Origin of the sequence: Collinsella sp. AF25-2LB (assembly GCF_003458415.1) — a bacterium.
Lineage (GTDB): Bacteria > Actinomycetota > Coriobacteriia > Coriobacteriales > Coriobacteriaceae > Collinsella.
Window position 1 is genome coordinate 1 of the sequence record NZ_QRUF01000018.1, and the last position, 26,270, is coordinate 26,270.

22 protein-coding genes are annotated in these 26,270 nt (G+C 59.3%); all 22 read right to left on the reverse strand.

The features are described 5' to 3' along the window. Positions 1-118: 118 nt before the first annotated feature. The 22 genes from DWY51_RS08050 to uvrC all read right to left on the reverse strand — a co-directional run bounded on the left by DWY51_RS08050 (position 119) and on the right by uvrC (position 26,265). Complete coding sequence (locus DWY51_RS08050; protein WP_022094888.1) at positions 119-1,147, reverse strand: ABC transporter ATP-binding protein; 1,029 nt, start codon at positions 1,145-1,147, stop codon at positions 119-121. Further along, positions 1,147-2,238 (reverse strand): ABC transporter ATP-binding protein, encoded by a 1,092-nt coding sequence (locus DWY51_RS08055; RefSeq protein WP_022094887.1) that lies wholly within the window; start codon positions 2,236-2,238, stop codon positions 1,147-1,149. Before DWY51_RS08055 ends, DWY51_RS08050 begins: the two co-directional genes overlap by 1 nt. A 2-nt stretch (positions 2,239-2,240) precedes the next feature. Continuing rightward, positions 2,241-3,176 (reverse strand): ABC transporter permease, encoded by a 936-nt coding sequence (locus tag DWY51_RS08060; protein ID WP_117770484.1) that lies wholly within the window; start codon positions 3,174-3,176, stop codon positions 2,241-2,243. 14 nt (positions 3,177-3,190) lie between these two features. After that, positions 3,191-4,228, reverse strand: coding sequence for an ABC transporter permease (locus DWY51_RS08065; RefSeq protein WP_022094885.1), 1,038 nt, complete (start codon positions 4,226-4,228; stop codon positions 3,191-3,193). A gap of 156 nt (positions 4,229-4,384) precedes the next feature. Then, positions 4,385-6,061, reverse strand: a complete 1,677-nt coding sequence (locus DWY51_RS08070) for an ABC transporter substrate-binding protein (RefSeq protein ID WP_117770485.1) — start codon at positions 6,059-6,061, stop codon at positions 4,385-4,387. A 291-nt stretch (positions 6,062-6,352) separates the two neighbouring features. Next, complete coding sequence (gene secG / locus DWY51_RS08075) at positions 6,353-6,607, reverse strand: preprotein translocase subunit SecG (RefSeq protein WP_006236144.1); 255 nt, start codon at positions 6,605-6,607, stop codon at positions 6,353-6,355. Between the two features lie 164 nt (positions 6,608-6,771). Next, on the reverse strand, positions 6,772-8,325 hold the full coding sequence (gene gpmI, locus DWY51_RS08080; protein ID WP_055310511.1) for a 2,3-bisphosphoglycerate-independent phosphoglycerate mutase: 1,554 nt from the start codon (positions 8,323-8,325) through the stop codon (positions 6,772-6,774). A gap of 5 nt (positions 8,326-8,330) precedes the next feature. Further along, positions 8,331-9,098, reverse strand: coding sequence for a triose-phosphate isomerase (tpiA, locus tag DWY51_RS08085; protein WP_022094882.1), 768 nt, complete (start codon positions 9,096-9,098; stop codon positions 8,331-8,333). Further along, positions 9,091-10,281: a phosphoglycerate kinase gene (gene pgk, locus DWY51_RS08090; protein ID WP_022094881.1), complete on the reverse strand. Its 1,191-nt coding sequence runs from the start codon at positions 10,279-10,281 to the stop codon at positions 9,091-9,093. The genes tpiA and pgk overlap by 8 nt, the downstream gene beginning before the upstream one ends. A 140-nt stretch (positions 10,282-10,421) precedes the next feature. Next, positions 10,422-11,447 (reverse strand): type I glyceraldehyde-3-phosphate dehydrogenase, encoded by a 1,026-nt coding sequence (gene gap, locus DWY51_RS08095; protein ID WP_099431436.1) that lies wholly within the window; start codon positions 11,445-11,447, stop codon positions 10,422-10,424. A gap of 193 nt (positions 11,448-11,640) precedes the next feature. After that, on the reverse strand, positions 11,641-12,570 hold the full coding sequence (gene whiA, locus DWY51_RS08100) for a DNA-binding protein WhiA (RefSeq protein WP_117770486.1): 930 nt from the start codon (positions 12,568-12,570) through the stop codon (positions 11,641-11,643). Between the two features lie 6 nt (positions 12,571-12,576). Continuing rightward, positions 12,577-13,497: an RNase adapter RapZ gene (gene rapZ / locus DWY51_RS08105; protein ID WP_117770487.1), complete on the reverse strand. Its 921-nt coding sequence runs from the start codon at positions 13,495-13,497 to the stop codon at positions 12,577-12,579. Between the two features lie 101 nt (positions 13,498-13,598). Next, on the reverse strand, positions 13,599-14,285 hold the full coding sequence (locus tag DWY51_RS08110; RefSeq protein WP_022094877.1) for an N-acetylmannosamine-6-phosphate 2-epimerase: 687 nt from the start codon (positions 14,283-14,285) through the stop codon (positions 13,599-13,601). A gap of 70 nt (positions 14,286-14,355) precedes the next feature. Further along, a complete protein-coding gene (locus DWY51_RS08115; protein WP_022094876.1) occupies positions 14,356-15,321 on the reverse strand; it encodes an ROK family protein in 966 nt (321 codons plus the stop codon). Between the two features lie 172 nt (positions 15,322-15,493). Continuing rightward, the gene (locus DWY51_RS08120) at positions 15,494-16,414 is read right to left on the reverse strand and encodes a dihydrodipicolinate synthase family protein (RefSeq protein ID WP_089573615.1); all 921 of its coding nucleotides are present in this window, start codon (positions 16,412-16,414) and stop codon (positions 15,494-15,496) included. A 68-nt stretch (positions 16,415-16,482) separates the two neighbouring features. After that, positions 16,483-17,334: an acetylxylan esterase gene (locus DWY51_RS08125; RefSeq protein ID WP_117770488.1), complete on the reverse strand. Its 852-nt coding sequence runs from the start codon at positions 17,332-17,334 to the stop codon at positions 16,483-16,485. After that, on the reverse strand, positions 17,327-18,304 hold the full coding sequence (locus DWY51_RS08130; protein WP_117564875.1) for an acetylxylan esterase: 978 nt from the start codon (positions 18,302-18,304) through the stop codon (positions 17,327-17,329). The genes DWY51_RS08125 and DWY51_RS08130 overlap by 8 nt, the downstream gene beginning before the upstream one ends. A gap of 80 nt (positions 18,305-18,384) precedes the next feature. Beyond that, positions 18,385-19,212, reverse strand: coding sequence for an ABC transporter ATP-binding protein (locus DWY51_RS08135; protein WP_089573612.1), 828 nt, complete (start codon positions 19,210-19,212; stop codon positions 18,385-18,387). Then, positions 19,213-21,228 carry a dipeptide/oligopeptide/nickel ABC transporter permease/ATP-binding protein gene (locus DWY51_RS08140; RefSeq protein ID WP_035138893.1) on the reverse strand — a complete coding sequence of 672 codons (2,016 nt, stop codon included), beginning with the start codon at positions 21,226-21,228 and terminating at the stop codon, positions 19,213-19,215. 3 nt (positions 21,229-21,231) lie between these two features. Continuing rightward, a complete protein-coding gene (locus DWY51_RS08145) occupies positions 21,232-22,188 on the reverse strand; it encodes an ABC transporter permease (protein ID WP_055251823.1) in 957 nt (318 codons plus the stop codon). A gap of 157 nt (positions 22,189-22,345) precedes the next feature. Beyond that, positions 22,346-23,959, reverse strand: a complete 1,614-nt coding sequence (locus tag DWY51_RS08150) for an ABC transporter substrate-binding protein (RefSeq protein WP_117647497.1) — start codon at positions 23,957-23,959, stop codon at positions 22,346-22,348. 365 nt (positions 23,960-24,324) lie between these two features. After that, complete coding sequence (uvrC, locus tag DWY51_RS08155) at positions 24,325-26,265, reverse strand: excinuclease ABC subunit UvrC (protein ID WP_369832597.1); 1,941 nt, start codon at positions 26,263-26,265, stop codon at positions 24,325-24,327. Between the last annotated feature and the right edge of the window lie 5 nt (positions 26,266-26,270).

Below are 26,270 nucleotides of genomic sequence, written 5' to 3' on the forward strand. Positions count from 1 at the left end.
GCCGCTTATTAGCCCGTCCAAGAATTGGGGCGCAGTTCAAAGTGCGCAGCGGGGGTTTCTTGCATGTCCGAGGACGTTCTGAAAAGTAACACCAGGGCGGGCCCGGACAAACAACCGACTACAGGTCGATGTGCGATTCCTTGATCGGGAACGGCTCCGCGAAGTGGCACGCGCAGCAGTGGCCCGGTGCGACTTCCTTAAACTCGGGAAGCTTCTCAGAGCAGATACCCTGAGCGATTGGGCAGCGAGTGTGGAAACGGCAACCGGTCGGCGGATCCAGCGGTGACGGCGGATCGCCGGCGAGGATGATGCGCTTGCGGGTCTTCTGGATATCAGGATCGGGCACCGGCACGGCAGACAGCAGCGACTGCGTGTACGGATGGTGAGGCTCGCTGTAGAGCGTCTTCCAGTCCGAAACCTCGACCATCTTGCCCAGATACATAACGGCAACGCGATCAGAAATGTGCTGCACGACGGAGAGGTCGTGAGCAATGAAGAGATAAGCAGTACCGAACTTATCCTGAAGCTCCTTCAGCAGGTTCAAAACCTGGGCCTGAATGGAAACGTCAAGTGCAGAGACAGGCTCGTCGCAGATGATCAGCTTGGGCTTCAGAGCGAACGCGCGGGCAATGCCGACACGCTGACGCTGACCGCCGGAGAACTCGTGCGGATAGCGGTTGATGTGCTCGGGGTTCAGACCGACGACGTCCAGCAGCTCGCGGACACGCTCAATACGCTCCTCCTTGGTGCCCACGCCGTGAATGGTCATGGGCTCGGAGACGATCTCGCCAATGGTCATACGAGGGTTCAGCGAAGCATAGGGATCCTGGAAGATAAACTGCATCTCGCGACGCATGTCCTTGATCTCATGCTTGCTCATCTCGGCAACATCTTTGCCCTGGAAGAACACCTTACCGGCGGTCGGCTTGGTCAAGCGCATGATGGTGCGACCCGTCGTGGACTTACCGCAACCAGACTCACCAACCAGACCAAAGGTCTCGCCAGGATAAATCTCAAAAGAGATGTCATTTACAGCAGAGACGACACGCTTGGAGAAGCGCTTGGCGAACATACCGGACTCAGCGGGAAACTCCTTAGAGAGGTGCTCGACCTTCAGGAGCGGAGTGCGCTCGTTGGTATCTGCCATTACGCCTCGCCTCCCTTCTTGGAATCCTTGCGCGTACGGGACGTCTCAGGAGCGTTCTTGAGGAACTCGGGGTCACCGGAGTAGTGGCACGCAGAGTAATGACCAGACTCGGTGACAACGCGCTCGGGGCGCTGCTTGCGGCACTTGTCCGTCGCATAGGGGCAGCGAGGAGAGAAGACGCAGCCCTCAGGCAGGTTCATGAGCGAAGGCGGGTTGCCGTGAATCGGCGTAAGAGGCTTCTTCTCTTCGATGGCCTGCTCCGGGATGGAGCGGATAAGGCCCCAGGTGTAGGGGTGGCGGCTCTCGTAGAAGATTTCCTCAGCAGTACCGAACTCGACGGGACGGCCGGCGTACATAACCATGATCTTGTCAGCCATATCGGCGACAACGCCCAGGTCATGGGTGATCATGATGATGGCGTTGCCGTTCTTCTCCTGCATTTCCTGCATAAGCTCAATAATCTGAGCCTGAATGGTAACGTCCAAGGCAGTCGTGGGCTCGTCGGCAATCAGAATATCGGGGTCGCAGGCAAGAGCCATAGCGATCATGACGCGCTGACGCATACCGCCAGAGAACTGGTGCGGATACTCATTGACGCGCTTCTCGGGCTCGGGAATGCCAACGAGGTCCAAAAGCTCGGTGGCGCGCTTGAGCGCCTCCTGCTTGGAGTAGCCACGGTGCAGACGAAGACCCTCGCCTACCTGCTTGCCGATCTTATAGACCGGGTTCAAGGAGGTCATAGGATCCTGGAAGATCATCGCGATATCGTTACCGCGAATGTGCTGCATCTCTTCCTCGGTCATCTCGAGGATAGAACGACCGCGATAGCGAACGTCGCCACCCTCAATCTTTCCCGGAGGCATCGAGATAAGGCCCATGATGGTCATGGCGGTCACGGACTTACCGGAGCCGGACTCACCGACGACACCCAGGGTCTCGCCGCGATCGAGCGTGTAGGACACACCGTCGACAGCGCGAACGACGCCGTCCTCGGTATGGAAATACATCTTAAGGTCATCGACCTCGAGCAGATGCTGGCCCTCGGGAACCGGCTGGTCCTTCAGGTCCACATAGTTCTTGTTCTTCTTCATCCTTATGCGTCCTTCATCTTGACGTCGAGGGCGTCGCGCAAACCGTCACCCAGCAGGGTGAAGGCGAGCACCGTCGAGAGAATTGCCAGACCGGGCATGATCATCATCCAGGGAGCAGTCAGCAGATACTGCTGACCGTCCTGAATCATGGAGCCCCACGAAGGCGTAGGCGGAATAACGCCCATGCCGAGGAAGGACAGAGCAGACTCGGTCAGGATGGCGCCACCAATGTTCATGGTCGCGTAGACCACGATGGAGGCGACGGAGTTCGGGAAGATGTGACGCACGACGATACGAGCATCAGATGCACCCATCGCGCGCGCAGCATCAACATAGTCGTTTTCCTTGACGGTCAAGATCGCAGAGCGGAAGACGCGCGCAATCGAAGGCCAGCCGAGAATACCGATGGCGATAAAGACGTTCTGAAGACCGCGGCCGATAACGGCGATCATGGCGACAACGAACAGCACGTACGGGAACGCCAGGAAGATGTCCGCACAGCGCATGATGATCGTATCCCAGATGCCGCCGTAGAAACCGGCCAGAGCACCCATGACCAGACCGATCAGCGTGGAAATCGCGGTGGCCATAATTCCGACAGACAGCGAAACGCGCGCACCGTAGATAACGCGGACGAGAATGTCGCGACCAAGGGCGTCGGTGCCAAACGGGTGCTCTGCACACGGAGCCAACAGCGACGTCTCGGCCATGGTGGTCGAGTCGGAAGCCGTCGGCGAACCGAGCCAGGGCTTAGCCCACAGATCTGCGGTCAGGGCAACCAAAACGACGATGATGATCCAGCAGACACCGATAACGGCGAGCTTGTTCTTGCGAAGACGCTTAAAAGCGTCGCCCCACAGCGTGCGGGACTTGGCGGGAGCAGATGCGGCCTTGGTGGCGGTAGCCTGCTCCTGAGACTGAGAATCAGTTTCCTGCATGAGACGTACCTCCCTTAGGCCTTATCCGACGGACCGCCAAGGCGGATGCGCGGGTCGAGGAATGCATAGCTAATGTCGACGAGCAGGTTGATCACCATGACGACGACAACGATGAGCGTAACGCCGCCCATAACGATGGGCCAGTCACGCATGCTAATGGCGCGATAGACCTCATAGCCGATACCGGGCCAGTTAAAGACCGTCTCGGTCAGGATGGCGCCCGAAAGCATGCCACCAAAGTCGACACCAATATAGGTAACGACGGGGATGAGTGCATTCTTAAGCGCATGCTTGACGATGATCGCGCGATTGGAGAGACCCTTGGCCTTTGCCGTACGGATGTAATCCTGGTTCATGACGTCAAGCAGCTGCGAGCGCATAATGCGGGCGGCATAAGCGGTCGAAACCGAAGCCAGCGTAATGGTCGGAAGCACATAGTGCATCCAATCCTGATACTGAGAGCTGGAACCGCCGGCACCCGAGATCGGCATGGAGATTGCACCGCCCGTAGCGTCCTTGAGGATGACGCCAAAGAACAGCTGCAGCAACATACCGAGCCAGAAGGCCGGGACCGCAACGAGGATCGACGTGGTGAGCGTTACCAAAATATCCCAGAAGGAATAACGCTTTACCGCCGAAATGATACCCGCACCGATACCCATAATTGCCTCGAGCACGATGGCGCACGCGGCAAGTTTGACCGTATACGGATACTTCTGGGCAAAGATTTCCGTAACCGGCAGCTTGCGCTGATACGAATTGCCCAGATCGCCATGAAGCAGGCCGTTCATGTAATACAAGTAACGGTCCACGAGCGACGTTTGAACGGGGTCGCCGTTCTCGTCAAGGATCGCGTTGCCGTCCTCGTCCGACTGGACCAGGTGATAGCGGACGCGAAGCTGAAGCTCCACCTCGGGGGACAGAGCCTTGTCTCCACCGATCAGCTTGATCGGATCTCCCGGCACGATATTCTGAAGGGCGAACAGAATCAGCGTAACGCCCAAAAATACCGGGATGAACTGAAGCACACGTTTAACGATGTACTTACCCATACCACTCCCCTATCTAGGGATTAACCTAAATGGGATGCCGATCGCCAGACCGGCATCCCAAAATTACCATCAGCCAGTTTACCCCAGGTTAGGGAGAACTGTATGTTTCCCATGAGGTCTACGTAAATACTTGACCCTCACGGAAGCTGCAAACTCTTAGGCGAGCTCAGCGGTGCCCAGCTCGGCGTGCTTCTGCGGATCGACATAGAGGTGCTTGATGCGATCGGAGCCGACGATGGTGTGCGTGTAGAACATCACCGGGATGACCGGGCAGTCGGCAGCGACCATTGCATCGGCCTCCTGCATCTTAGCGACGCGCTCCTCGTCGTCAACAATAGTACGAGCCTCGTCGACCTTGGCGTCGAACTCGGGGTTGTTGTAACCGGAGCGGTTGTCGCCACCGAGGGAATCAGAGTGGAACAGCGGATACAGGAAGTTGTCCATAATCGGGTAGTCGGCAATCCAACCCAGACGACCGAACTGATAGTTAAAGTTCTGGTACTGCTCGAGCAAGGCAGACCACTCAGGGGTATCGGAGACAGCGGTAACGCCAACCTTGGCGAGGTCACCGATGATGGACTCCATGATCTCCTTGTGACCGCCGTCCTGGTTGTAGGAAAGGGTCACGCTAATGCCACGATCCCCGTTAGCGCCAGCGGGAGCAACCTTGTCGAGGTACTCGTTAGCCTTGTCGACATCGTAGGCGCAGAACTCCCATGCGCCCTCCTTGTAGCCATCGATGCCCGGAGGAACAATGCCGTCGGCAGGGGTACGGGTACCCTTGAAGATGGTCTTGCAGATGGCCTCACGGTTGATGGCCAGGGAGATGCCCCTACGCAGGTCGGCGTTGTTGAACGGCTCGGCCGTGGTGTTGCAGGTCAGATAGTACGTGGAAGGCTCGGCGCCGAGCAGCATGCGCTCGCCGTCACCCATGGTGTAGCCGTCCTTGGACACGCCGCGATCCTTCTTGGCGGCATCGATCTGAGCAACGGGAACGTCGCAGACATCGAGGTTACCGGCCTGGAACTCCTTGTAAGCAGTCTCCATGTCCTTGATGACCTGGAAGTGGATGCCATCGATCTTGGCCTTGTCGCCATAGTAATCGTCGAACTTCTTGAGGTTGATCTCCTGACCATCCTCCCACTTGCCGTCCATCATGAACGGGCCGTTACCGACCGGTGCAAGATAGAAGCTCTTGACATCGGACTCGGCGCACTCGGGAACCGGGGCCAGAGCCGGGTGAGAGGCGACGAAGGGGAAGTCGGCGTAAGCGGAAGACAGCTTGACGACGAGGGTCTCATCGTCGGGGCAAGTAACACCGCTGAGCTCGGTAGCGTTACCGGCAAGCAGGTCGTCATAGCCCTCGACCATAGAAAGGTGATAGGAGACCTCGGAAGGGCCGTACTCGGTAGCGATGGCCGACTTGGTGTTGACCAGACGCTCCCAACCGAGCTTGAAGGACTTGGAGGTAACGTCGTCACCGTTGTGGAACTTGGCCTTCTTGATCTTGAAGGTGAACTCGGTGGCGTCGTCGTTGGCCTCAAAGGACTCGCAAGCCAGCGGAACGATCTCGCCCTTCTCGGCGTCATAAGAGGTCAGAGCATCAAAGAGCTGGTACTCGACCTGAGTGCCCTGGTCCTCCTGGACGTTATAGGGGTCGATGCAGACCGGGTTGTTGATGTAGAAGTTCAGCGTCGAACCGGACTCAGAACCGGAAGCGTCGCCGCCCTTCTTGCCGCATGCGGCAAGAAAAGCCATGGAGCTCGCAGCAAGGGTACCGCCGACAAAGGCGCGACGACCCATAACGGGCTGGTGGAACATAGAATCAGCCATGCCATCCTCCTTATGAGATAGGACAAAGTAAGTTCGGTCGGGCAACGTCAAGACAGCCCAATCGAACCATTCAAACGCGGTCCGCCGTTTTGGCTGGTTATACAAAGCGGACCAACGTATTGCAATACAGTAGCGCATTTTATGCACGATTTGGGGCTAATTCCGGTTAACGGTCGAGATTTTCTTTAGTTGGGCGAAGTATATGAGGATATTTTGACTCTGTTACAAATATGTAAACAAAAAGGGTCCCGCACTTGCGGGACCCTTTTCAAGTATTTATGCGGTTCGTGATTAGTAGCCCACGATGCCCTGCGGGAAGAAGAACATGCACAGCACGACGCACACGGCAAACACGACAGCCATGATGACGGTCAGGCGGTCAAGGTTCTGCTCCATAACGCCCGTGGCAGAGCTGGAGTTATACAGCGAGCTGGCAATCATATCCGAAACGCCGGTACCCTTACCGGAATGCATCAGGACGAGAATCGTCAGCGCCACGGCAGAAACAGCCCAAACGACAAACAGAAGAATCTGGAACGGACCCATAGATAAGCTCCTTAATAGAACAGTTCAAACTCCAGTACTGTACCACAATCCCCCGCTCTCCCCTACCTGCCACTCAAGGACGGGGTGGAAATGGCAGAAATACCAAAAAGGGGGTTGTCCGGTTGTGGACAACCCCCTTGCTAGAAAACGGTATTTGTTTTCTATTAGGCCTCGGTAGCGAGCACGCGGCCCGTCATCTCGGCGGAAGGCTCAATACCAGCCATGGTGAGCATGGTCGGAGCGATATCGGAAAGACGGCCGTCCTCGATACCGGTGAGCTTGGCCTTCTCATCAACGATGATGAACGGCACGCGGTTGGTGGTGTGAGCCGTAAACGGATGCTTGGAGCCGTCGGAAGCAACGTCAAACATGTGATCGGCGTTGCCGTGGTCGGCGGTAATCAGTGCAAAGCCGCCCTTGGCGAGAATCGCCGGGACAACCTTGGACAGGGCATCGTCAACAGCCTCAACGGCCTTAACGGCAGCGTCGAAGACACCGGTGTGACCAACCATGTCGCAGTTCGCGAAGTTCACGATGTAGAAATCAGCGCGATCCTCGTTGATGGCGGCGACGAGCTTCTCGGTAACCTCGGGAGCGCTCATCTCGGGCTGCAGATCGTAGGTAGCAACCTTGGGGGAAGCGACGAGCACGCGCTCCTCGCCCTCCTTGGGCTCCTCGATGCCACCGTTGAGGAAGAACGTCACGTGGGCGTACTTCTCGGTCTCGGCAGTGTGCAGCTGCTTCAGGCCATTGGCGGCGATAACGTCGGCCAGGACGTTCTCGGGGAACGTCTTGGGGAAGGCGACCTCGACGTCAAACGTCGGATCATACTCGGTCATCGTCACAAAGTGCGAAAGCTTGATCTGCTCGCGCTCAAAGCCGTCGAACTCCTTGTCCGTGAACACGCGGGTCATCTGACGAGCGCGGTCGGGACGGAAGTTGAAGAAGATGGCCGCGTCGCCCTCGTGAATGCCCTCGTTGTGGGCAGCGAAGGGCTCGACGAACTCGTCGCCGCGCGGGTCCTTCTCGTAGTAGGCCTTGATACCGGCAACGGGGTCGGTATCAGCATCGGACGCGTTGACCATGACGTCGTAGGCGCGCTGGATGCGCTCCCAACGATTATCGCGGTCCATGGCCCAATAACGGCCCGAGACGGTGGCAACGCGAGCGTCGCAACCGGTCTCCTCGGAGATCTTAGCCAGGAAGGCGCAGAACTCACTCATGTAACCGGCACCGGACTGCGGGTCAACGTCGCGACCATCCATGAAGGCGTGGACGCGAACGGTCTTGACACCGTGCTCGGCAGCCATCTTGACCAGAGCCTCGACGTGGTTCATGTGAGAATGAACACCGCCAGGGCTCATAAGGCCCATGAGGTGGAGAGTCTTACCGTCAGCCTTGACATCGTCCATAGCCTTGACGAAAACCTCGTTCTTGGCGATGGAGCCGTCCTTGATGGCATTGTTGATGCGCGAAAGCTCCTGGAACACGATGCGGCCGGCACCGATGTTGAGGTGACCCACCTCGGAGTTACCCATCTGGCCGTCGGGAAGGCCCACGTCCTCGCCCGAAGCACCGAGCGTGGTGTGGGGGTACTTCTCGTACAGGCCATCAAGGAAGGGCGTCTTGGCAGCGGCGACGGCGTTCTCGCCATCGGCCGGAGCAAGGCCGCAGCCGTCCATGATAATCAGGAGTGCAGGAAGATGACGTTGTGCCATATGTCCTACTCGCCTGCCTTGACGACCATAGAGGCGAAGTCGGCAGCCTTGAGCGAAGCGCCGCCCACGAGGGCGCCGTCAACGTCGGGCTTGGCGACGAGCTCGGCGATGTTACCGGGCTTGGCGGAACCACCGTAGAGAACGCGGATGCCGTTGGCGAGCTCCTCGCCGAACATCTCCTTGAGGGTCTCACGGATAGCGCCGCAGACCTCCTGAGCATCCTCGGCGGTAGCGGTCTTGCCGGTGCCGATGGCCCAGATGGGCTCATAGGCGACGACGACCTGCTTGGGGCAGGTGATCTCAAGGCCAGCAAGGCCAGCCTTGACCTGGTTCACGACGTGCTCGACATAGGTGCCGGCCTCGCGGACCTCAAGGGACTCGCCGCAGCAGAAGACGGGAACAAGGCCGGCGGCAACGAGAGCCTTGGCCTTCTTGTTCTGGTCCTCGTCGGTCTCGTGGAAGTAGTCGCGACGCTCGGAGTGACCGATGATGCAGTAGGTGCAGCCAGCGGACTTGAGCATGTCGCAAGAGGACTCACCCGTGAAGGCACCCTTGGCCTCCCAGTACACGTTCTGTGCACCGAGGGCGATGGGGGCAGCCTGAATACGGTCATGAACCGTGGTGATGTCGATGGTCGGAGGGCAGACGAGCACCTCGACGCCGGCCGGAACCTCGGGCAGAGCCTGAGCCAGCTCGTCGGCGAGCTTGGCGGCCTCGGCGACGTCGTTGTTCATCTTCCAGTTACCAGCGATAAGAAGGGTGCGATTAGGCATCGAGAAGCGCCTCCACTCCGGGCAGGGCCTTACCCTCGACGAGCTCCATGGAAGCGCCACCACCGGTGGAGATCCAGCTCATCTTGTCGGCCAGGTTGAACTTGTTGACAGCTGCGACAGAGTCGCCACCGCCGATGATCGAGGTGCAGTCGGCCTCGGCGACAGCCTCGGCGATAGCCTGGGTGCCGTGAGCGAAGTTGTCGAACTCGAAGACGCCCATGGGACCATTCCAGAACACAGTCTTGGCGCCCTTGACGGCCTCGGCGTAAAGCTCCTCGGTCTTGGGGCCGATGTCCATACCCTCACGATCGTCAGGGATAGCGTCGGAAGCGACAACCTCGGGGACAGCGTCCTCGCCAAAGTGATCGGCAACGCGGTTGTCGATGGGGAGCAGGATCTTGACGCCCTTCTCCTCGGCCTTCTTGAGCATCTCGCCAGCGCGCTCGACCCAGTCCTCTTCCTTGAGGGACTGACCGACGGACAGGCCCTGAGCCAGGAAGAAGGTGTAGGCCATACCGCCACCGATGATCAGGGTGTCAGCAGAGTCGATGAGGTGATCGAGAACGCCGATCTTGGAGGAAACCTTGGAACCGCCGACGATGGCGACGAAGGGGCGCTCGGGCTCGGCGAAGATGCCGGTCAGCGTGTCGACCTCCTTCTCGAGCAGGAAGCCGGCGACGGCAGGCAGGTAAGCGGCGGGGCCCACGACGGAACCCTGGGCGCGGTGAGCGGTGCCGAAGGCATCGAGAACGAAGACGTCACCATAGGAAGCGAGCTTCTTGGCGATCTCGGGATCGTTCTTCTTCTCACGCTTGTCAAAACGGACGTTCTCGAGAACGAGGACCTTGCCCGGCTCGACGGCGGCAACAGCCTCAGCAGCCTTCTCGCCGTAGGTGTCGGCGACAAAGGCAACATCGAGACCAGAGAGCTCAGCGAGCTTCTTGGCGACAGGCTCAAGGGAGAGCTCGGGCTGGAAGCCGGTGCCATCGGGACGGCCGAGGTGGCTCATGAGGATGACGCGAGCGTTGTGCTCAACGAGGTAGTTGATGGTGGGCAGGGCAGCCTTGATGCGGGTGGTGTCGCCAACGACGCCATCCTTGATAGGCACGTTGAAGTCAACGCGGACGAGAACGCGCTTGCCGTCGACATCGATGTCGCGGACGGTCTTCTTGGTAAAGGCCATGTTTGCTTCTACCTTTCGTACGTGTCTGCCTCCCATTACGGCAGACGATTTCCTATAAAAAGGGCGCGACCCTAGGGTGTAAGCCCTATGAGGCCGCGCCCTTCTTTAGACGCTCAACGAGCTATTCGCTAAAAGCTAAATTAAGCAACGAACTTCTCGAAGTACTTGATGGTGCGGACCATCTGAGAGGTGTAGGAGTTCTCGTTGTCGTACCAAGAGGTGACCTGAACGAGGGTCTGGCCGTTGCCGAGGTCAGAGCACATGGTCTGAGTGGCGTCGAAGATGGAGCCGTGGGTCTCGCCGATGATGTCGGTGGAGACGATATCGTCCTCGTTGTAACCGAAGGTCTCGGAGATGGTGGAAGCGTAGGCCTTCATAGCGGCGTTGACCTCGTCGACGGTGACCTTCTTGTCAACGACAGCGTAGAGGTTGGTGATGGAGCCGGTCGGCGTCGGGACGCGCTGGGCGGCACCGATGAGCTTACCGTTGAGCTCGGGGAGAACCAGGCCGATAGCCTTGGCAGCACCGGTGGTGTTGGGGACGATGTTGACGGCGCAGGCGCGGCTACGACGCTTGTTGCCCTTGCGCTGCGGGCCGTCGAGCGGCATCTGGTCGCCGGTCCAGGCGTGAATGGTGGTCATGATGCCGGACACGATGGGAGCGAAGTCGTTCAGACCCTTGGCCATCGGGGCGAGGCAGTTGGTGGTGCAGGAAGCAGCGGAGATGATGTTGTCCTCAGCGGTCAGCGTCTCGTGGTTGACGTTGTACACGATGGTGGGCAGATCGCTGCCGGCCGGAGCGGAGATGACGACCTTCTTGGCGCCAGCGTTGATGTGGGCCTGAGCCTTAGCCTTGCTGGTGTAGAAGCCGGTGCACTCGAGAACGACGTCGACGTCGAGGTCGCCCCAAGGCAGGTTGTTGGCGTCGGCCTCCTTGTAGATCTTGATCTCCTTGCCGTCAACGGTGATGGAATCCTCGCCAGCAACGACCTCGTGATCGCGAGCGTAGTTGCCCTGCGTGGAGTCGTACTTCAGCAGGTAAGCGAGCATATCGGGAGAGGTGAGGTCGTTGATAGCGACAATCTCGGAGCCCTCATGACCGAACATCTGACGGAAAGCCAGACGACCGATGCGACCGAAGCCGTTAATAGCAACCTTTACTGCCATTGTGTCTCCTTTCGTAAGGCCCCCGCAAGCTACAGCGCCCGCCGTTGAGGCCCACAAACTAACCACTCGCCTAATATACCTTTTTTTTGACTTGAATTTCACGAGAATGCTCGAAATTGAAAATCAAATTTACGTTAAAACGTTTTAAAGAATAAAATAGCAGCTAAATCCGTATATACGTCAATACTTTAAACTACTTGTTTGCTTCAATGAGCTTTTCAAGACGTAAAACACGATGGTAGAGGGCCGACTTCGACAAGGGAGGGTCAGCCATCTCCCCTAAATCACGCAGCGACAGATCGGGATAGCGCTCGCGCAGGTCGCAAAAGACCGCCAAGGCATCCGGAAGCGCATCGCGAAGGCCGCGCTGCTCGAGCTCATCGATAAGCGCAAGCTGATGTTGGGCAGCACCGGCGCTTCTGGTCTGGTTGGCGAGCTCGGCGTTCACGCGACGGTTCACATCGTTCTTAACCAACTTGACCGCGCGCGCCTCCTCAATCTCGGCAACGCTGCGCTTGGCACCAATCAGCTTTAATAGATGCTCGATTTCCTCGGCGCTCTTAATGTACACGGCATATGACCCCCGCCGTGCATTAACACGAGCATGGACCCCAATCTGCCCCAACAGGTCGCAAAGCCCCTTAGCATATTGCTCGCCCTGCACCGCGATCTCCAAATGAAAATCGCCGCGCGGATCGGCCACGAAGCCACCCGCGATGAGCGCGCCGCGGATGTAGGCAAGCCTGCAGCAGGGACGGGCAACGATGTGTCGGGGAACACCAGCGACGAGCCCTCCCCTGCGGTCTAGAATGCCCAGCAGCACCAGAGCCTTGTCCAGGTCGGGTTGATCGGGCAGGGTAATGAGATAATTACGGACCTTATGCAAGACCGATTTACGAACGGTGAATTCCGTTTTGAGCTTAAGGATGCGATGTGTCAGCGTGATCATCGTGCGCGCGACGGCTCCCGTCTCAGTCGCAACCGTCAAACGATACCGCCCAGAGCCGGTAAGCGAGAGCGTACCACTCACGCGCGTGAGGGCGGCAAGTGTCGACAAGTCGCAGTATTCACATTCGGGTTCGCAGCGCGCAAGCTCGTCGCGCACCTCAGCGGTAAACGACATGCAGGCCTATGCCTTCGTGTTGGCGCGCGACAGATCGCGGTGGGAGATGCTCACGTGATACTGGGCGCCTTCCAGGTAACGGGCCGTGGCCTCGGCAATGGCGACGCTACGGTGCTGTCCGCCCGTGCAGCCGATGGCGATAGAAAGCTGCGGTTTACCCTCCGCGATATAGCCCGGCATCACCGTATCGAGTAGCCGTGTCCAAGCCTTCCAAAACTCCTGCGTCTTGGGATGGTCCAGAACAAAATCCGAGACCTTTTTATCGAGACCGGTCATCGTGCGCATCTCGGGATCGTAGAACGGATTGGGCAGGAAGCGGACGTCGATCATAATGTCCGCCTCGACGGGCATGCCGTGCTTAAAGCCAAACGAGAACACATGGACGTCCATGAGCTGTTGGTCGGACAGTTCGGAAAATGCCATACGTAGCTTGTTGCGCAGCGCAGAGGTGCGCAGACGGCTCGTGTCGATAATCATATCGGCTCGATCGCGCACGCCCTGCAGCTGAAGGCGCTCGCGCTGAATGGCATCGGCCGTAGTCTCCCCCGGTTTGGCAATGGGATGACGGCGGCGGTTTTCGCTATAACGACGGATCAGCACCTCGTCAGAAGCCTCTAGGAACACGATGTCGCAGCTCATCTCGCGTTCTTCGAGCGCGGCGACCGCATCGAGCAACTCGTCAAACAGTCCCTGGCTACGCAAATCGCAGGTGACGGCGAGATGCCTGCCCACGCCCGTATTGATGCCGACGAGCTCGGCAAGCTGGGCGATCAGACGCGGAGGCAGGTTATCGATGCAAAAATAGCCCATGTCCTCGAACACGTGCATGGCCTGCGTGCGGCCCGATCCGGACATTCCGGTGATGATGACGATATCGGGGATGCGCTCCGAGCGCTCCGCCGCATCCATGGCATCTCCCTTTTGCATGTGTTGCCTCCCGAAAACAAGCGCGGGACCCAGCGACCCGGATCCCGCGCGGTCAATTGCCTATATTGAGTATACCGCCCCGAGCGGATACGAGGCCTGTCTTACGCCTCAAGCGCAGCCTTGAACCAACTCGTAATACTCGTGGGATGCGTGATGGCAGTGCCGACGACAACGGCCCAAGCGCCAGCATCGATCGCGGCGCGAGCCTCCTCGGGCGTGTGCACACGGCCCTCGCAGATGATGGGAAGACCGGGGAATTCCTCGGTCGCCTGACGCAGAAGCGGAAGATCGGGGCCATCGGCCATGGTGCAGTCGATGGCGGCGACACCATGAGAAAGCGTGGTGGATACAAGGTCGAAGCCCATATCAACCGCACGGCGAATGTCCTCGATGGTGGCACAATCCGCCATCAGGAGCACACCCTCCTCGTGCAGCGGACGGAAGGTGTCCTCGACGGTCTTGCCATCGGGACGCGGACGATCGGTGGCATCGATCGCCACGATATCGGCACCCGCGGCAACGCAGGCGCGAGCGTGACGCAGCGTCGGCGTGATGTAAACGCCCTCGTGCCCATCCTTCCACAGGCCGATAACAGGAACCTCACAGCGACCCTTAATGGCGGCAATGTCGGCAAGGCCCTGACAGCGAATGGCGGCGGCGCCGCCAAGCTCGCAAGCGCGAGACATTTGAGCCATGGTCTCGGGCGTACGAAGCGGCTCGCCCATATACGCCTGAACGCTCACGACGAGCTTGCCCTTCAGGGATTGAATCAAAGGATCGACGGTCATAAGGCTGCAACCTTTCTCAGAACAGCCTCCCGAGGCGTGTTGTCTCGGGAGGCTCCTACAGCAGATACGTTTACTTCAACGAGGCAAGAAGATGCTCAGCGGCACCGATGAGCGGAGCATCGCCCTCCAGAGAACCGATGAGGATCGGCGTGTCCTGAAGCGGATCGAGCGCCTGGCTGGCATAGCCCTCGTGCACCGAATCCTTCCACGTCTGCGAACGCCAATCGGGACCTTGGTGAATCACGCCGCCCGAAAGCACGATGACCTCAGGGTCCAGGATGTTAGCGAGCGAGCCCAAGCTGGCACCCAACGCAAAGCCGGCATCATGGATGACCTCGGTCGCCTTTGCGTCGCCTGCACGGCACAGGTCGTTCACATCGCGACCGACCGAAGGACGGCTGGGGTCGACACGGCCAAAGCGCTCATCGTACATACGACCAATGGAAGTGCCCGAAGCAACCGACTCCAGATGGCCGGAACGCCCGCAGGCGCAGGGAATGCCGGCGGCAGCCGAGCACTCGATGTGGCCCATATGGCCAGCAGCACCATGGAAGCCCTGCATCACGCGGCCGTTCTCGACATATGCGCCGCCGATGCCCGTACCGATGCCAAGACACAAGACGGAGAACTTGCCCTTGCCGACGCCCCAGTGGGCCTCGCCTAGAGCATGAGCTTGCACGTCGCCTACAACGGCAACGGGAAGACCGAGATCCTCGCGCAGACGCGGCCCCAACTGAACGCCGGACCAGCCGGGCATGATCTCATTGGCATACGCGATGGCGCCCGTCTTGGGATCGACGACGCCGGCGGCACCGATACCGACGCCAAGGACCTCGACATCGGGATTCGCCTCGAGAGCAGCCTTGATGGACGCCTCGATACGCTGGAAGACGGCCTCGCCGCCCTCTTGGGCCTCGGTGGGAACCTCGGCCTCAAAAACGGGATGGGGCACACTACCGTCAGCCGGGTACTCCATGATGGCAGTCGCGATCTTAGTTCCGCCGATATCGACAGAACAGACGTACTTGTTCTCCATGTCGCTCTCCTTCGGAGATAAAAAACAACTATAGGAAATGCGCCGTCAGGCTAGCCGTCACAGCGCAGTAAAGGTTTTCCTGGTGCCCAAGATCGCCGAGAAACCGTGTGGCCATTGACCTAATAGTCATGGCCACACGGTTGAACGGCGAGGTCGGGTGCCTGGGAAAGCTTTACAGGAGGCCGTTGTCCTGGAGGACCTTCCTAATAGCCTCGACGTTCTCGCCGGTCATGGCCTTCACCGGGCGCGGCATGGTCGGGCTGTCGAAGATACCCATGAGGTTCATAGCGGTCTTGAAGGCGCCGACGCCACCGGCATAGCCCTGGACGCCCGAGGTGACATCCCAGATGTGCGAAATCTCATTGAGGCGATCCTGCTCGGCCTTGACGGTAGCCCAGTCACCAGCCTGAGCGGCCTTCCACTGACGAACGTAGCCCTCGGGCTCAACGTTGGCGAGACCCGGGACAGAGCCGTCGGCGCCACCGAGGTAAGCGCCGTCGACAACAACCTCGTGGCCGGTGAGGATGCTCATCGGATGGCCGTTCTTCTCGTTCTCCTGAACGAGGTAGCGGAACGAGATGTCATCACCCGAGGAATCCTTGACGCCAGCAAGGACGCCCTCGGCGCCGAGCTTGGCAAGGAGCTTCCAGGGGAGCTTGGTGTGAACGCAGACGGGGATATCATAGGCAAAGATGGGCAGGTCAAGCTCCTCGTGCAGGATGCGGAAGTGCTCCTCGACCTCGGTCATGCCCTGCAGGGCATAGAACGGGCAGGTGGCGACGAGCGCATCGGCGCCCAGCTCCTGAGCGACCTTACCGTGCTCGATCATGCGCTCGGTCTCGGTGTCGATGATGCCGACCAGAACGGGAACGCGGTGGTCGACGATGCGTACTGCCTCGGCGATGATCTGACGGCGACGCTCGTCGGTGGAGAAGACGACCTCACCCGAAGAGCCCAGGAAGAACAGACCATCGACGCCGGCATCGATCATGCGGTTGATGCTGCGCTCAAAGGAGGCAACGTCGAGCTGGTGATCTTCGGTGTCGGGAACAACGACGGGAGGGATAACGCCGGTGAATTTCTGAGTTGCCACAAGAATCTCCTTAGTTGTCTGGCGGGCAGCCTTATGCCGCCCACTCTTGTTGGCAGTGTCCAGGCCGTCTAGGCCAAAGAACACGAGTGGAACGTTTGGTTAAAAAAGTCTACGACTTCGTTTTCGAACGCATTGATGCGCTCGTGAGCGTATTTTGCATAGATGATATGCCTCCGGTCACACTCAAGACCGTTGAATACGGCAAACTGATCCTTGGGATCGCTCACGGTATCCATAAGCGATGTGCCCATGAGCACCGATCCGCGCACCCGAGACGACAGCACCTCGAGGCCGCCAGGAAGCGGATTGGCAACCGCCGTGCGGGCGAGGCCCCGCTCGTCCAGAGCAGAAACCGCCAGCGCGACTCCGCCGCCAAGACCCTCGCCCCATGCAAAGATGCGGTCGGGGTCCATGCCATCAAGATTGCGCGCGACCTCCGCCAACGCGCAGCCCCAACGGACGCGCCTGACAAAAGCAGGCGAGGTAATCCCCTGCCGCAGATCGCTGGGTCCAATCGCCTCATCGTCCAGCGCAAGCACGGCATATCCCATGGCCGCAAACCTCGTCATGTGATGCCATCCCCGCACGGGTCGGTCGATGTCGTGAAACATCAGACATAGCGGCACAAGCTCGGATGCTCGGGCGCGACCGGCAGGCTCGATCAAACGTGCGTGGACCACATCGCCACCAAGCTCAAAGGAAACCTCGGAGTAGCGGGCATACGGATTGGCGAAATCGATCGCCGTAATGGCCAGGCCTTGAATCTCAAGATTCATAGCACATGTCTCCAAATCAGAAACATCTGCCTGAACATCACCGTGCCAGTCCCGATATTCAGAGAGCCTTGACGAAACCGTCCCGGGAATCCCCACAAGGTCGGGGACAATCAGCTCGCCGACATTGCTCTCGCACTTAGACATGAGCCTCCCCTCCCTTGCAGAAAAACGGAATGATCAGATCGTCAAAATCCTGAATCTCCTCGTGGCCAAAGCCTTCAAAGAACTCATGACGCTTTTCACAGGTCAGGTTGTTATAGACCGCAAACTGCGTCGCTGGCGGACAGACGGTATCGGCTGTGCCGGTGCCAAACAGCACGGGGCATTTGACCATAGGGGCAAAGTTCTTGGAATCGAAGTACGCCAGCTTGGCATAGGCTTCGTCGATACGAGTCGAGTCCTCGTCAAACCAGCGAGACCAATAGCGCAGGCCCTCGTAGGCAATGTCGTCGGCATCCAAGTCCCAGACCAGGCGGAAATCCGACAGGAAGGGATAGAGGATGGCGGCGCGATTGATAAGCTCGCTGTTAAGTGCACAGGTCGCAATGCCCAAACCGCCGCCCTGCGACGCGCCGTTCACAAACACACGGGCAAGATTGATGCCCTCGAGCTCGCGAACGATGCGACACAGGATGCGAATATCTTGGTGCAAGCGGACATAGTAGAGGTTGGCCGGGTCGCCGTCGATACCGGCGACGATATGGCCCGCGACCGTTGTGCCCTCAAATCCACCAATGTCCTCGGAGGGACCTCCTTGACCGGGGCAGTCGAGGGCGATGAGTGCCATGCCCATGCCCGCAAACGACGCCTGCTCAAACCAGCTGCGGCTTGCACCCGGATATCCATGGAACTGAAGTACCAATGGCACGGGCTCGTCCGAGACGGGTTTAAGGTACTTGGCATGCAGGCGAGCGCCACACATGCCGGTATACCAGAGGTCGAAAAGCTGGCAGGTCACGGCATCTGTGACCGATGCCGTCTCGATCGCATAGTCAAGCCCGACCGCGTCGGCCTCGGCCATGCGATCCTTCCAAAAGAGATCGAAATCTGATGGACGGGGCATGGCGCCTCGATATTCACCAAATTGATGTTGTAGCTCCTGAGCACTTGGCATGGCTCGTGAACCCAACCTTTCGAAATCGCAACGGAGGTGCGCCCGGCAAGGGAACCGGGCGCACGGGAGGGAAAGCGAGGCTACTCGCCGAGCTTGGGATGCAGCAGCGACGGCGCAGCGCCGAGCAGCATCTTGGTGTAGGGGTCCTGGGGGTGCTGGAAGACCTGCTTGGCCTCGCCCTGCTCGACGATCTTGCCGCCATTCATAACGATGATGTCGTCAGAGATATAGCGGACCGTCTGGATGTCATGGCTGATGAACACCATGGCCAGGCCGAGCTCCTTCTTAAGGTCGGTCAGCAGGTTCAGAATCTGCGCGCGGACCGAAACGTCCAGAGCCGAGGTTGGCTCGTCGGCGATGATGGCATCGGGGTTCAGCGACAGGGCACGGGCAATTGCGACGCGCTGGCGCTGGCCGCCCGAAAGCTGGCCGGGAAGAACCTCGGCGGCGGAGCTGGGCAGACCGGTGAGCTCCAAGAGCTCCTTGACGCGCTTCTCCTGCTCGGCCTCGGTACCCAGGTTGTGGACGCGCATGGGGTCGAGCAGTTGCTCGCGAACGACCATGCGGGGGTTGAGTGCCGTGGCCGGGTTCTGGAACACGACCGAGATGACGCGACCCATGTGGCGACGGTCCTCGGCGGTACGTTTGGTAACGTCCTTGCCCTTAAAGTAGACCTTGCCGCTCGTGGGGGCCTGCAGGCCGCACATGACGTTGGCGGTGGTGGACTTACCGCAACCGGACTCGCCGACGATGCCGATCGTCTGACCGGGCATGAGCCTAATCGTTACACCCTGGACGGCGTGAACCAGGTTAGGGTGCAGAATCGAGCCGGTACGGGTCCTAAAGGTGACGTGGACGTCATCAAGGAAGATGATCGGCTCGACGCCGTTGACTGCGGTCTCGCTCATCTACATCACCTCCGCGTGAGGGGTCAAACCATTTGCCTTGAGCACCTCGTCGGGGAGCTCGGAATAGAAATGCTCGGTGCCGGGCACGCGCTTGAAGACCGGACGGGTGTCCAGGCCAATACGCGGATGGCTCGAGCGGGGCGCGAAGCGATCGCCCTTGGGGAAATCGCGCGGGCTCGGAACGGCGCCGGGCACCTGGTGCAGGCGGCCCGAACCGCTCTCGATGGACAGGACGGAACCCAGAAGACCGCGGGTGTACTCGTGGATCGGGTTGGTGAGCAGCTCCTTGGTGGGCGCCTGCTCGATAACCTGACCGGCGTACATCACCGTGATGTTATGGGCGACCTCGGCGACCAGCGCCAGGTCATGCGAGACGAAGATCATGGCAAAGCCGAGCTTGGCCTGAAGATCGTTGAGCAGCTTGATGACCTGCTTCTGGACGGTAACGTCCAGGGCGGTCGTGGGCTCGTCGCAGATGACCAGCTTGGGGTCGCGGGTAAGGGCCATAGCAATCAGAACGCGCTGACGCTGACCACCGGAAAGCTCGTGCGGATAGCTCTCGAGCGTACGCTTGGGGTCGAGGCCCACGAGCTCCAGGAGCTCCTCGGCGCTACGGGTGCCGCCACGCTTGGTGAGCTGCTTCATCTGGGCAGAGATGAGCATGGAGGGATTGAGCGAGGACAGGGCGTCCTGATAGACCATAGCGATATCGGTACCGCGCAGGCCGAACCACTCCTTCTTACTCATCTTGAGCAGGTCGCGGCCCTCCCAGAGGACCTCGCCGGAAAGGTGCTCATCGTCGTCGGTCAGGCCCATGATGGCCAGCGTGGTGATGGACTTACCGCAACCGGACTCGCCCACCAGGCCCATGGTCTGACCAGGACGGACGTCAAAGTTGACATGGTCGACGACGTTGATATCACCGTGATGCTCAAACTGAATGCAGAAGTCACGGACCGAGAGAATCGGTTCGACAGACTCGTCGGGCACATGGCGATCGTCACGCTTGAGCTCGACATCGCGCAGGGCGCCAAGGCGAGCGGAGAGGGACTGGGCCTGCTCCTTGTAGGCGCGAACGGGGTCGGAGACCAGCAGGTCGGCCTCGCGGCGCTTGGAGGAATCGGTCGGATCCAGGGCGGCGGAGGGAGCAGCGGCCATGGCGTCGGTAATGCCCTCGGAGAGGATGTTGAGCGCCAGGCAGGTGATCATGATGGCCAGGCCCGGGAACAACGCCTGCCACCAACGGCCGGCGAGCACGCCGCCGCGGGCGTCGGCGAGGATGTTGCCCCAGGTAGCGGTGGGCTCCTGGATACCAGCGCCGATGAAGGTCAGCGAAGCCTCGAAGATGATGGCGTCGGCGACTAGGGTAACGGTGAAGACCATGATCGGGGCGATGCAGTTACGCAGAACATGCTTGATTAAAATCCACGGAGCCTTGGCGCCGGAAACGATGACCGCGCGGACATAGTCCTCGCCGTACTCGGACACGATGTTGGCGCGCACGATACGGGCAATCTGCGGAGTGTACATAAAGCCGATGGCGAAGATGATCGACGGCACGGAGTTGCCCAGGATGGAGACGAAGACGGCCGCGAGGGCGATGCCCGGGATGGACATGATGATGTCCAAGATACGCATGATCGTCTCGGAGACGGCCTTGCGCGAAACCGCTGCAAGGGCGCCCACGACCGAGCCGCAGACCAGAGCCATGGCAGTGGCGCCAAAGCCGATAATCAGCGAGTAACGACCACCGTAGAGCATACGCGACAGAATATCGCGACCCTTATCGTCGGTACCGAAGATAAATCCGTTGCCGGGAGCCTGGCGAGCCGTAAAGATCTCGACCGGGCTATAGGGGGCAAGAAGGGGCGCCAGAATCGCAGTCAGGGCGACCAGCACCAGCACGACGGCGGCAATCTTAGAAGACAGCGTCATCTTCTTCCAGCCACCGAGCTTGAGCCCCTTGGAGGCAGCCTTCTCGAGCTGCTCGGTTTGCTTCTCTCGAATCTTTACCATAATCTACACCGTCCTGATGCGCGGGTTGATGAGCAGGTAGAGCATGTCAACCACGATGTTGATGATGATGAAGGCAAGAGCAACGACGATAACGACGCCCTGAACCAGGTTCGCCTCGTTGCCCTGAACGCCCTGCAGAATCGCGGTGCCCATGCCGGGGAGGTTGAAGATAACCTCGATGACGACGGCGCCGCCCATGAGGTAACCGATCTTAAGACCGAGGGTGGTGACCGGGGTGATCAGCGCATTGCGAAGAACGTTGATACCGACGACGACCTTCTCGGGAACGCCGGCACCGCGAGCCATACGGACATAGTCCTTGTCGAGCTCCTCGACCATGGCGGTACGCACGATACGAGTCATCTGGCCCGTCAGCGGAAATGCCAAGGCGATGGCGGGCATAATCATGCGGCCCAGATAACCAGCCGGATTCGTGGTGAAGTGAGGCAGAGCACCCGATGCCGGGAGCACCTTAAGGTAGGAAGAGAACAGCAGGATCAACAGAACGGCAAGCCAGAACGACGGGGTTGCCAAGCCGGCGATGGAAAAGACGCGGATCACTTGGTCCGGCCATTTGTCGCGATACAGTGCCGCGATGACGCCGAGCAAAAACGAAACGACCGCACCGATGGCAAGGCCGATGAAGGTCAGCTGCATCGTGACGGGCAGGGCCGTGGAGATGCGCTTGGCAACGGAGTTGCGAGCAGCACCATAGGTGCCCATGTCGCCATGGATCAAATCGCCCATATAGCGCACGTAGCGCACGGGCCAGGGGTCGTCCAGACCATACTTCTCATGGTACTCGGCAACCGCCTCGGGCGAGGCACCGTCACCCAACGCCGTGTAGGCGGGGTCGGTCTTGGAGAACGACATAAGGAAGAACACCAGGACGGTGACGCCCAATGCCATGATCGGCAGCGCCACAAGACGCCTTCCAATCAAACGTAGCAAGTTGTTCACGTTCTCTCCCCTTTCTTTTGTCGGTAGGACCAACTGGTATATGAGTACGGATACTCATTACAAGACCCGAGCGACATCGAGGTCGCCCGGGTCTTTGTTTCAACTATGAGGATACGGTCCCAACGACCGACATCCTGCATACAGACTCAAGCGAGTCTTACGCCTTGACGGTCGCAACGCCCCTGAAGGACATGCTCGTCGTGCCGATGCCCTTGAAGCCATCGAGGGCCTCGCCGTTGGGCGCAGTGGACGGATCGTCCCAGGAAGCGGAGACGGTCTTGACGTGGACAACGGGGTACAGAACGGCGTTGTCGGCAATGATGTCGAAGCACTCGTTCCACTTCTTCTGCTGCTCGTCGCCCTCGGCGGCAAGAGCCTCGTCCATGAGACTGTGGAGCTTCTGCCACTCAGCGGACTCCTTCCACGGGCAACGGGTCTGCATCCAGACGTTGTCGCCGTACCACCAGTTGAGCAGCAGGTCGGGGTCGGCGCCGAAGCAGGAAGGATCGCCAGGGGCAAGGAGGATATCGTAGGCCTCGCCGCCGTCGATGGCAGCGTAGGTGGCCGGCGAGGTATCGGTCTGGATGGTCACATCGAAGCCGAGAGCGTCGAGGTCGTTCTTGACCTGGGCGGCCATGCCCTTAATCTGCTCGTTGTCGGTGGTGCGCAGGGTGATGGCACCCGGGGTGATGCCAGACTCCTCGATGAGCTTCTTAGCCTTCTTGGCGTCGGTCTTGTACACCGTGGAAGCCTCATGATAGTTGGTGAAGCTCTTGGGCAGGTAGCAGCTGGCAGCGGTGGCAAGGCCGGCGAAGGTGTTGCTGACCATCTTCTCGGTGTCGAGCGCATACATGACAGCCTGACGGACCTTGACGTTGTTCCAAGGCTCCTTGGCGACGTTGAACATGATGAAGCGGGTGCCGAAACCCTGAACGTTATCGATCTTGCAGCCGGCGCTCTCGAGCTGGTCGACGGCGTCAGCGGTAACGAGCTCCATAACGAGCGTGGAGCCCTCCTGCTGAGCGGTAACGCGAGCGGTGGGGTCGGTCAGGATGCTGTACTGGATCTTCTTATCCTCGGCAGCATACTCACCGTTGTACTCGGGGTTGGGAACCAGGGTGATCTCGGTATCGGAGATAGAGTCGTACATCCAGGGGCCGGAGCCGATCGGCTGCTTGGCGCGATCCTCCTCGGTCTGGGTGGCCGGGGTAACGCGGACGATGGCCAGACGATCCTTGAGCAGGGAGAAGTTGGGGACCTTGGTCTTGACCGTCACGGTGCTGGCGTCCTTGGCCTCGATGGACTCGAAGGGCTGGAAGAACGGAGCATAGGTAGCGGAAGCGGCGCAAGCGGTGTAGGAGGCAACGACATCGTCAGCGGTGACCTCGGTGCCATCGGAAAACTTGGCGCCCTTGCGGATGGTGACCTCGAAAGTGGTGTCGTCCACAGACTTGGGATCGTCGGTGGCGAGCTCGTTGAAGGTGCTGTAGTCGTGGTAATCGATGCCGTAGAGGCCCTCGACGACGTGCCAGTTAGCACCCAGGCCCACAGCGGAGCCGGTGCTGGCGGGATCGAAGCTGGACGGAGCGTAAGCGGAACCAGCGGTGATCACGCCGCCGCCACGGTTGGCGGAATCGGTGGAACCGGAAGCGGAACCCTCGTCGCTAGAGCTGCCACCGCAGCCGGTGAGACCAAGCCCTGCGACAGCAGCGACGCTGCCGGTGAGGCCGAGGAACGAACGCCTGGACATACCCTTGTTGATGATGGCCATGTCTTCTCCTATCAATAGAGAATCTTACCCGGGAGCGCCTAGACGTGCCCCCGCGCAACTTGCGGACGATATATACCTTACCTACCGACGAACCCAACTGAGGTGCCGCGCTCGGCGACCGATACATACATACGCTTGAACGGTATTTGCTACCGTTCACCGAATTCATTGACAAACGATTCGCCAGACAGTATGTATCGACGAGGTGAGATATCAGTCTTCGTCAACCCGCAGGATAGCAGGGTTGTTCACCATGGCTAGTCAAACGTTTTAGCGTTAATTAAACCCGAAATCGGCTGGTAATCGCCATGAAATAAATGATTGAAAATCACGCAATCATGTATATCAGTTGTTTAGAGGCGTGTTTAGTTTTCGGATTGCTTTGCCGCCGCCTCGGCGCGCTCGGCATTCCATGCAACGAGCGCCTCGTGAACCGCTTTGGCGACATCGGCAGGAATGCCTCGAACTTCCGCGATCTCTTGCTCGCTCGCCGCGCGCAAACGCTTCATCGAGCCAAAATGGCGCATAAGGGCACGTTTTCTGGTGGGTCCCACGCCTGGAACGTCATCGAGTACCGAAACCGTCATGGCTTTATCGCGCAATTCGCGATGGAACGTGATGGCAAAACGGTGCGATTCATCGCGCACCTGTTTAATTAGATAGAGCGACGCGGACCCGGTCGGCAGCACGACGGGAGTCTCGTCCCAAGGCACGAAAACCTCCTCATCGGCCTTTGCCAAGCCACAAACTGGTATATCGAGCCCAAGAGCCTCAAGTTGCTTGATCGCAGCGGTCAATTGCGGCTTACCGCCATCGACAACGAGCAAATCGGGGCGCGAGCCAAAGCGCTCGTCGGCCATGCGCTCGGGAGCATAACGTCGTCCCAAAACCTCGGACATCGACACGAAGTCGTTTGCCTCGTCCAATTCGGCCTGAATTTTAAAACGACGATACTGACTCTTGTCGGCGCGCCCGTTGGTAAACACCACCATCGAGGCGACCGTAAAGGTGCCATGCAGTGTAGAGATATCGAAGCACTCGATACGCAACGGCGGCGATGGCAGCGCCAACGCACTTTCGAGCTCCAGGAGCGCTTGATTGGTGCGGTCGTCAGCGTACCCCGTTCGCATCATGTAGCGCATGAGGGCATGGCGCGCATTTTTGGATGCCATATCGAGCAGACGGTGCTTTTCGCCACGCTGCGGCCTATGGAGATGGCAGGAACGCTCACGCTTGCCCGCAAGCCACTCCCCCAGCGCTTCCGCATCCTCAAGATCGACGGAAAGGTTGACCTCAGCTGGAATATCAGCCGTCTCGTCGTAATAGCGCTTAAGAAAGCCCGACTGGAGCTCTTCCTCGTCAACATCAAGACCCTTGTCGAGAATGAACTCGCAGGTGCGAACTGTTCGGCCCTCGCGAACGACGAAGACGCAAGCGGCGGAGATGGTCTCCTCGCGATAGAAACCGATGACATCTATATCGACACTGGAGGGAAAAACGACTTGCTGACGATCGTCCAGACCCCTGATGACCTCCAAACGACGTTTGACGCGTGCCGCGCGCTCAAAGTCGAGCGCCTCAGCGGCATCCGTCATCTCGGAGGTCAGCTCATCGACGACATCCTTGCGATGGCCCGACAAAAAGCGCTCGACACGCTTGACGTTCTTGGCATAGTCTGCCGGGGAAATCACGCCGACACACGCACCCGGGCCGCGCCCGACATGGTAGTCAAAGCAGGGGCGCCCGTTTTGCGCGCAAATCATATTGACGATGTCTTCCTCGCCCTTGTGGGACTCGACGATACGGCGACAACGACGCCACTCCGCACAGGATGCGGAGCAGATGGGGATAACCTTGCGCAGCGTATCTATCGTCTCACGTGCCGCGCGGCTATCGGTATAAGGTCCAAAATAGCGCGTTCCCGGCTTATGACGCTCACGCGTGTATTTGATAGCGGGATACAGGTCGCCCTTTGTAATGGCGATAAAGGGGTAGCTCTTGTCATCCTTGAGGTCGACGTTAAAGTACGGATGGTACTGACCAATCAAATTGCGCTCGAGCACCAACGCCTCGTGCTCGGTCTCCACCACGATATAGTCAAAGCTCGCCACCAGCTGCATCATCAGCGGGATCTTCTGGCGCTCGTCCTGCAGCGTCACGTACTGACGCATACGGGCGCGCAGGTTTTTCGCCTTGCCCACGTAGATGACATCGCCCTTGGCGTCTTTCCAAAGGTAGCAGCCGGGCTGCGTGGGAACGCGCGAAACCTGCTCGGCAAGCGTTGGAATGTTGTCGTGACCGGCCACGCGCA

Bases quoted from the DNA above. Each gene is read 5' to 3' on its own strand.
- DWY51_RS08050 (WP_022094888.1), bottom strand. From the start codon at position 1,147: ATGGCAGATACCAACGAGCGCACTCCGCTCCTGAAGGTCGAGCACCTC.
- DWY51_RS08055 (WP_022094887.1), bottom strand. From the start codon at position 2,238: ATGAAGAAGAACAAGAACTATGTGGACCTGAAGGACCAGCCGGTTCCC.
- DWY51_RS08060 (WP_117770484.1), bottom strand. From the start codon at position 3,176: ATGCAGGAAACTGATTCTCAGTCTCAGGAGCAGGCTACCGCCACCAAG.
- DWY51_RS08065 (WP_022094885.1), bottom strand. From the start codon at position 4,228: ATGGGTAAGTACATCGTTAAACGTGTGCTTCAGTTCATCCCGGTATTT.
- DWY51_RS08070 (WP_117770485.1), bottom strand. From the start codon at position 6,061: ATGGCTGATTCTATGTTCCACCAGCCCGTTATGGGTCGTCGCGCCTTT.
- secG (WP_006236144.1), bottom strand. From the start codon at position 6,607: ATGGGTCCGTTCCAGATTCTTCTGTTTGTCGTTTGGGCTGTTTCTGCC.
- gpmI (WP_055310511.1), bottom strand. From the start codon at position 8,325: ATGGCACAACGTCATCTTCCTGCACTCCTGATTATCATGGACGGCTGC.
- tpiA (WP_022094882.1), bottom strand. From the start codon at position 9,098: ATGCCTAATCGCACCCTTCTTATCGCTGGTAACTGGAAGATGAACAAC.
- pgk (WP_022094881.1), bottom strand. From the start codon at position 10,281: ATGGCCTTTACCAAGAAGACCGTCCGCGACATCGATGTCGACGGCAAG.
- gap (WP_099431436.1), bottom strand. From the start codon at position 11,447: ATGGCAGTAAAGGTTGCTATTAACGGCTTCGGTCGCATCGGTCGTCTG.
- whiA (WP_117770486.1), bottom strand. From the start codon at position 12,570: ATGTCGTTTACCGCTGAGGTGCGCGACGAGCTTGCGCGCTGCGAACCC.
- rapZ (WP_117770487.1), bottom strand. From the start codon at position 13,497: ATGCAAAAGGGAGATGCCATGGATGCGGCGGAGCGCTCGGAGCGCATC.
- DWY51_RS08110 (WP_022094877.1), bottom strand. From the start codon at position 14,285: ATGACCGTCGATCCTTTGATTCAATCCCTGAAGGGCAAGCTCGTCGTG.
- DWY51_RS08115 (WP_022094876.1), bottom strand. From the start codon at position 15,321: ATGGAGAACAAGTACGTCTGTTCTGTCGATATCGGCGGAACTAAGATC.
- DWY51_RS08125 (WP_117770488.1), bottom strand. From the start codon at position 17,334: ATGTCTAAGTGCGAGAGCAATGTCGGCGAGCTGATTGTCCCCGACCTT.
- DWY51_RS08130 (WP_117564875.1), bottom strand. From the start codon at position 18,304: ATGCCAAGTGCTCAGGAGCTACAACATCAATTTGGTGAATATCGAGGC.
- DWY51_RS08135 (WP_089573612.1), bottom strand. From the start codon at position 19,212: ATGAGCGAGACCGCAGTCAACGGCGTCGAGCCGATCATCTTCCTTGAT.
- DWY51_RS08140 (WP_035138893.1), bottom strand. From the start codon at position 21,228: ATGGTAAAGATTCGAGAGAAGCAAACCGAGCAGCTCGAGAAGGCTGCC.
- DWY51_RS08150 (WP_117647497.1), bottom strand. From the start codon at position 23,959: ATGGCCATCATCAACAAGGGTATGTCCAGGCGTTCGTTCCTCGGCCTC.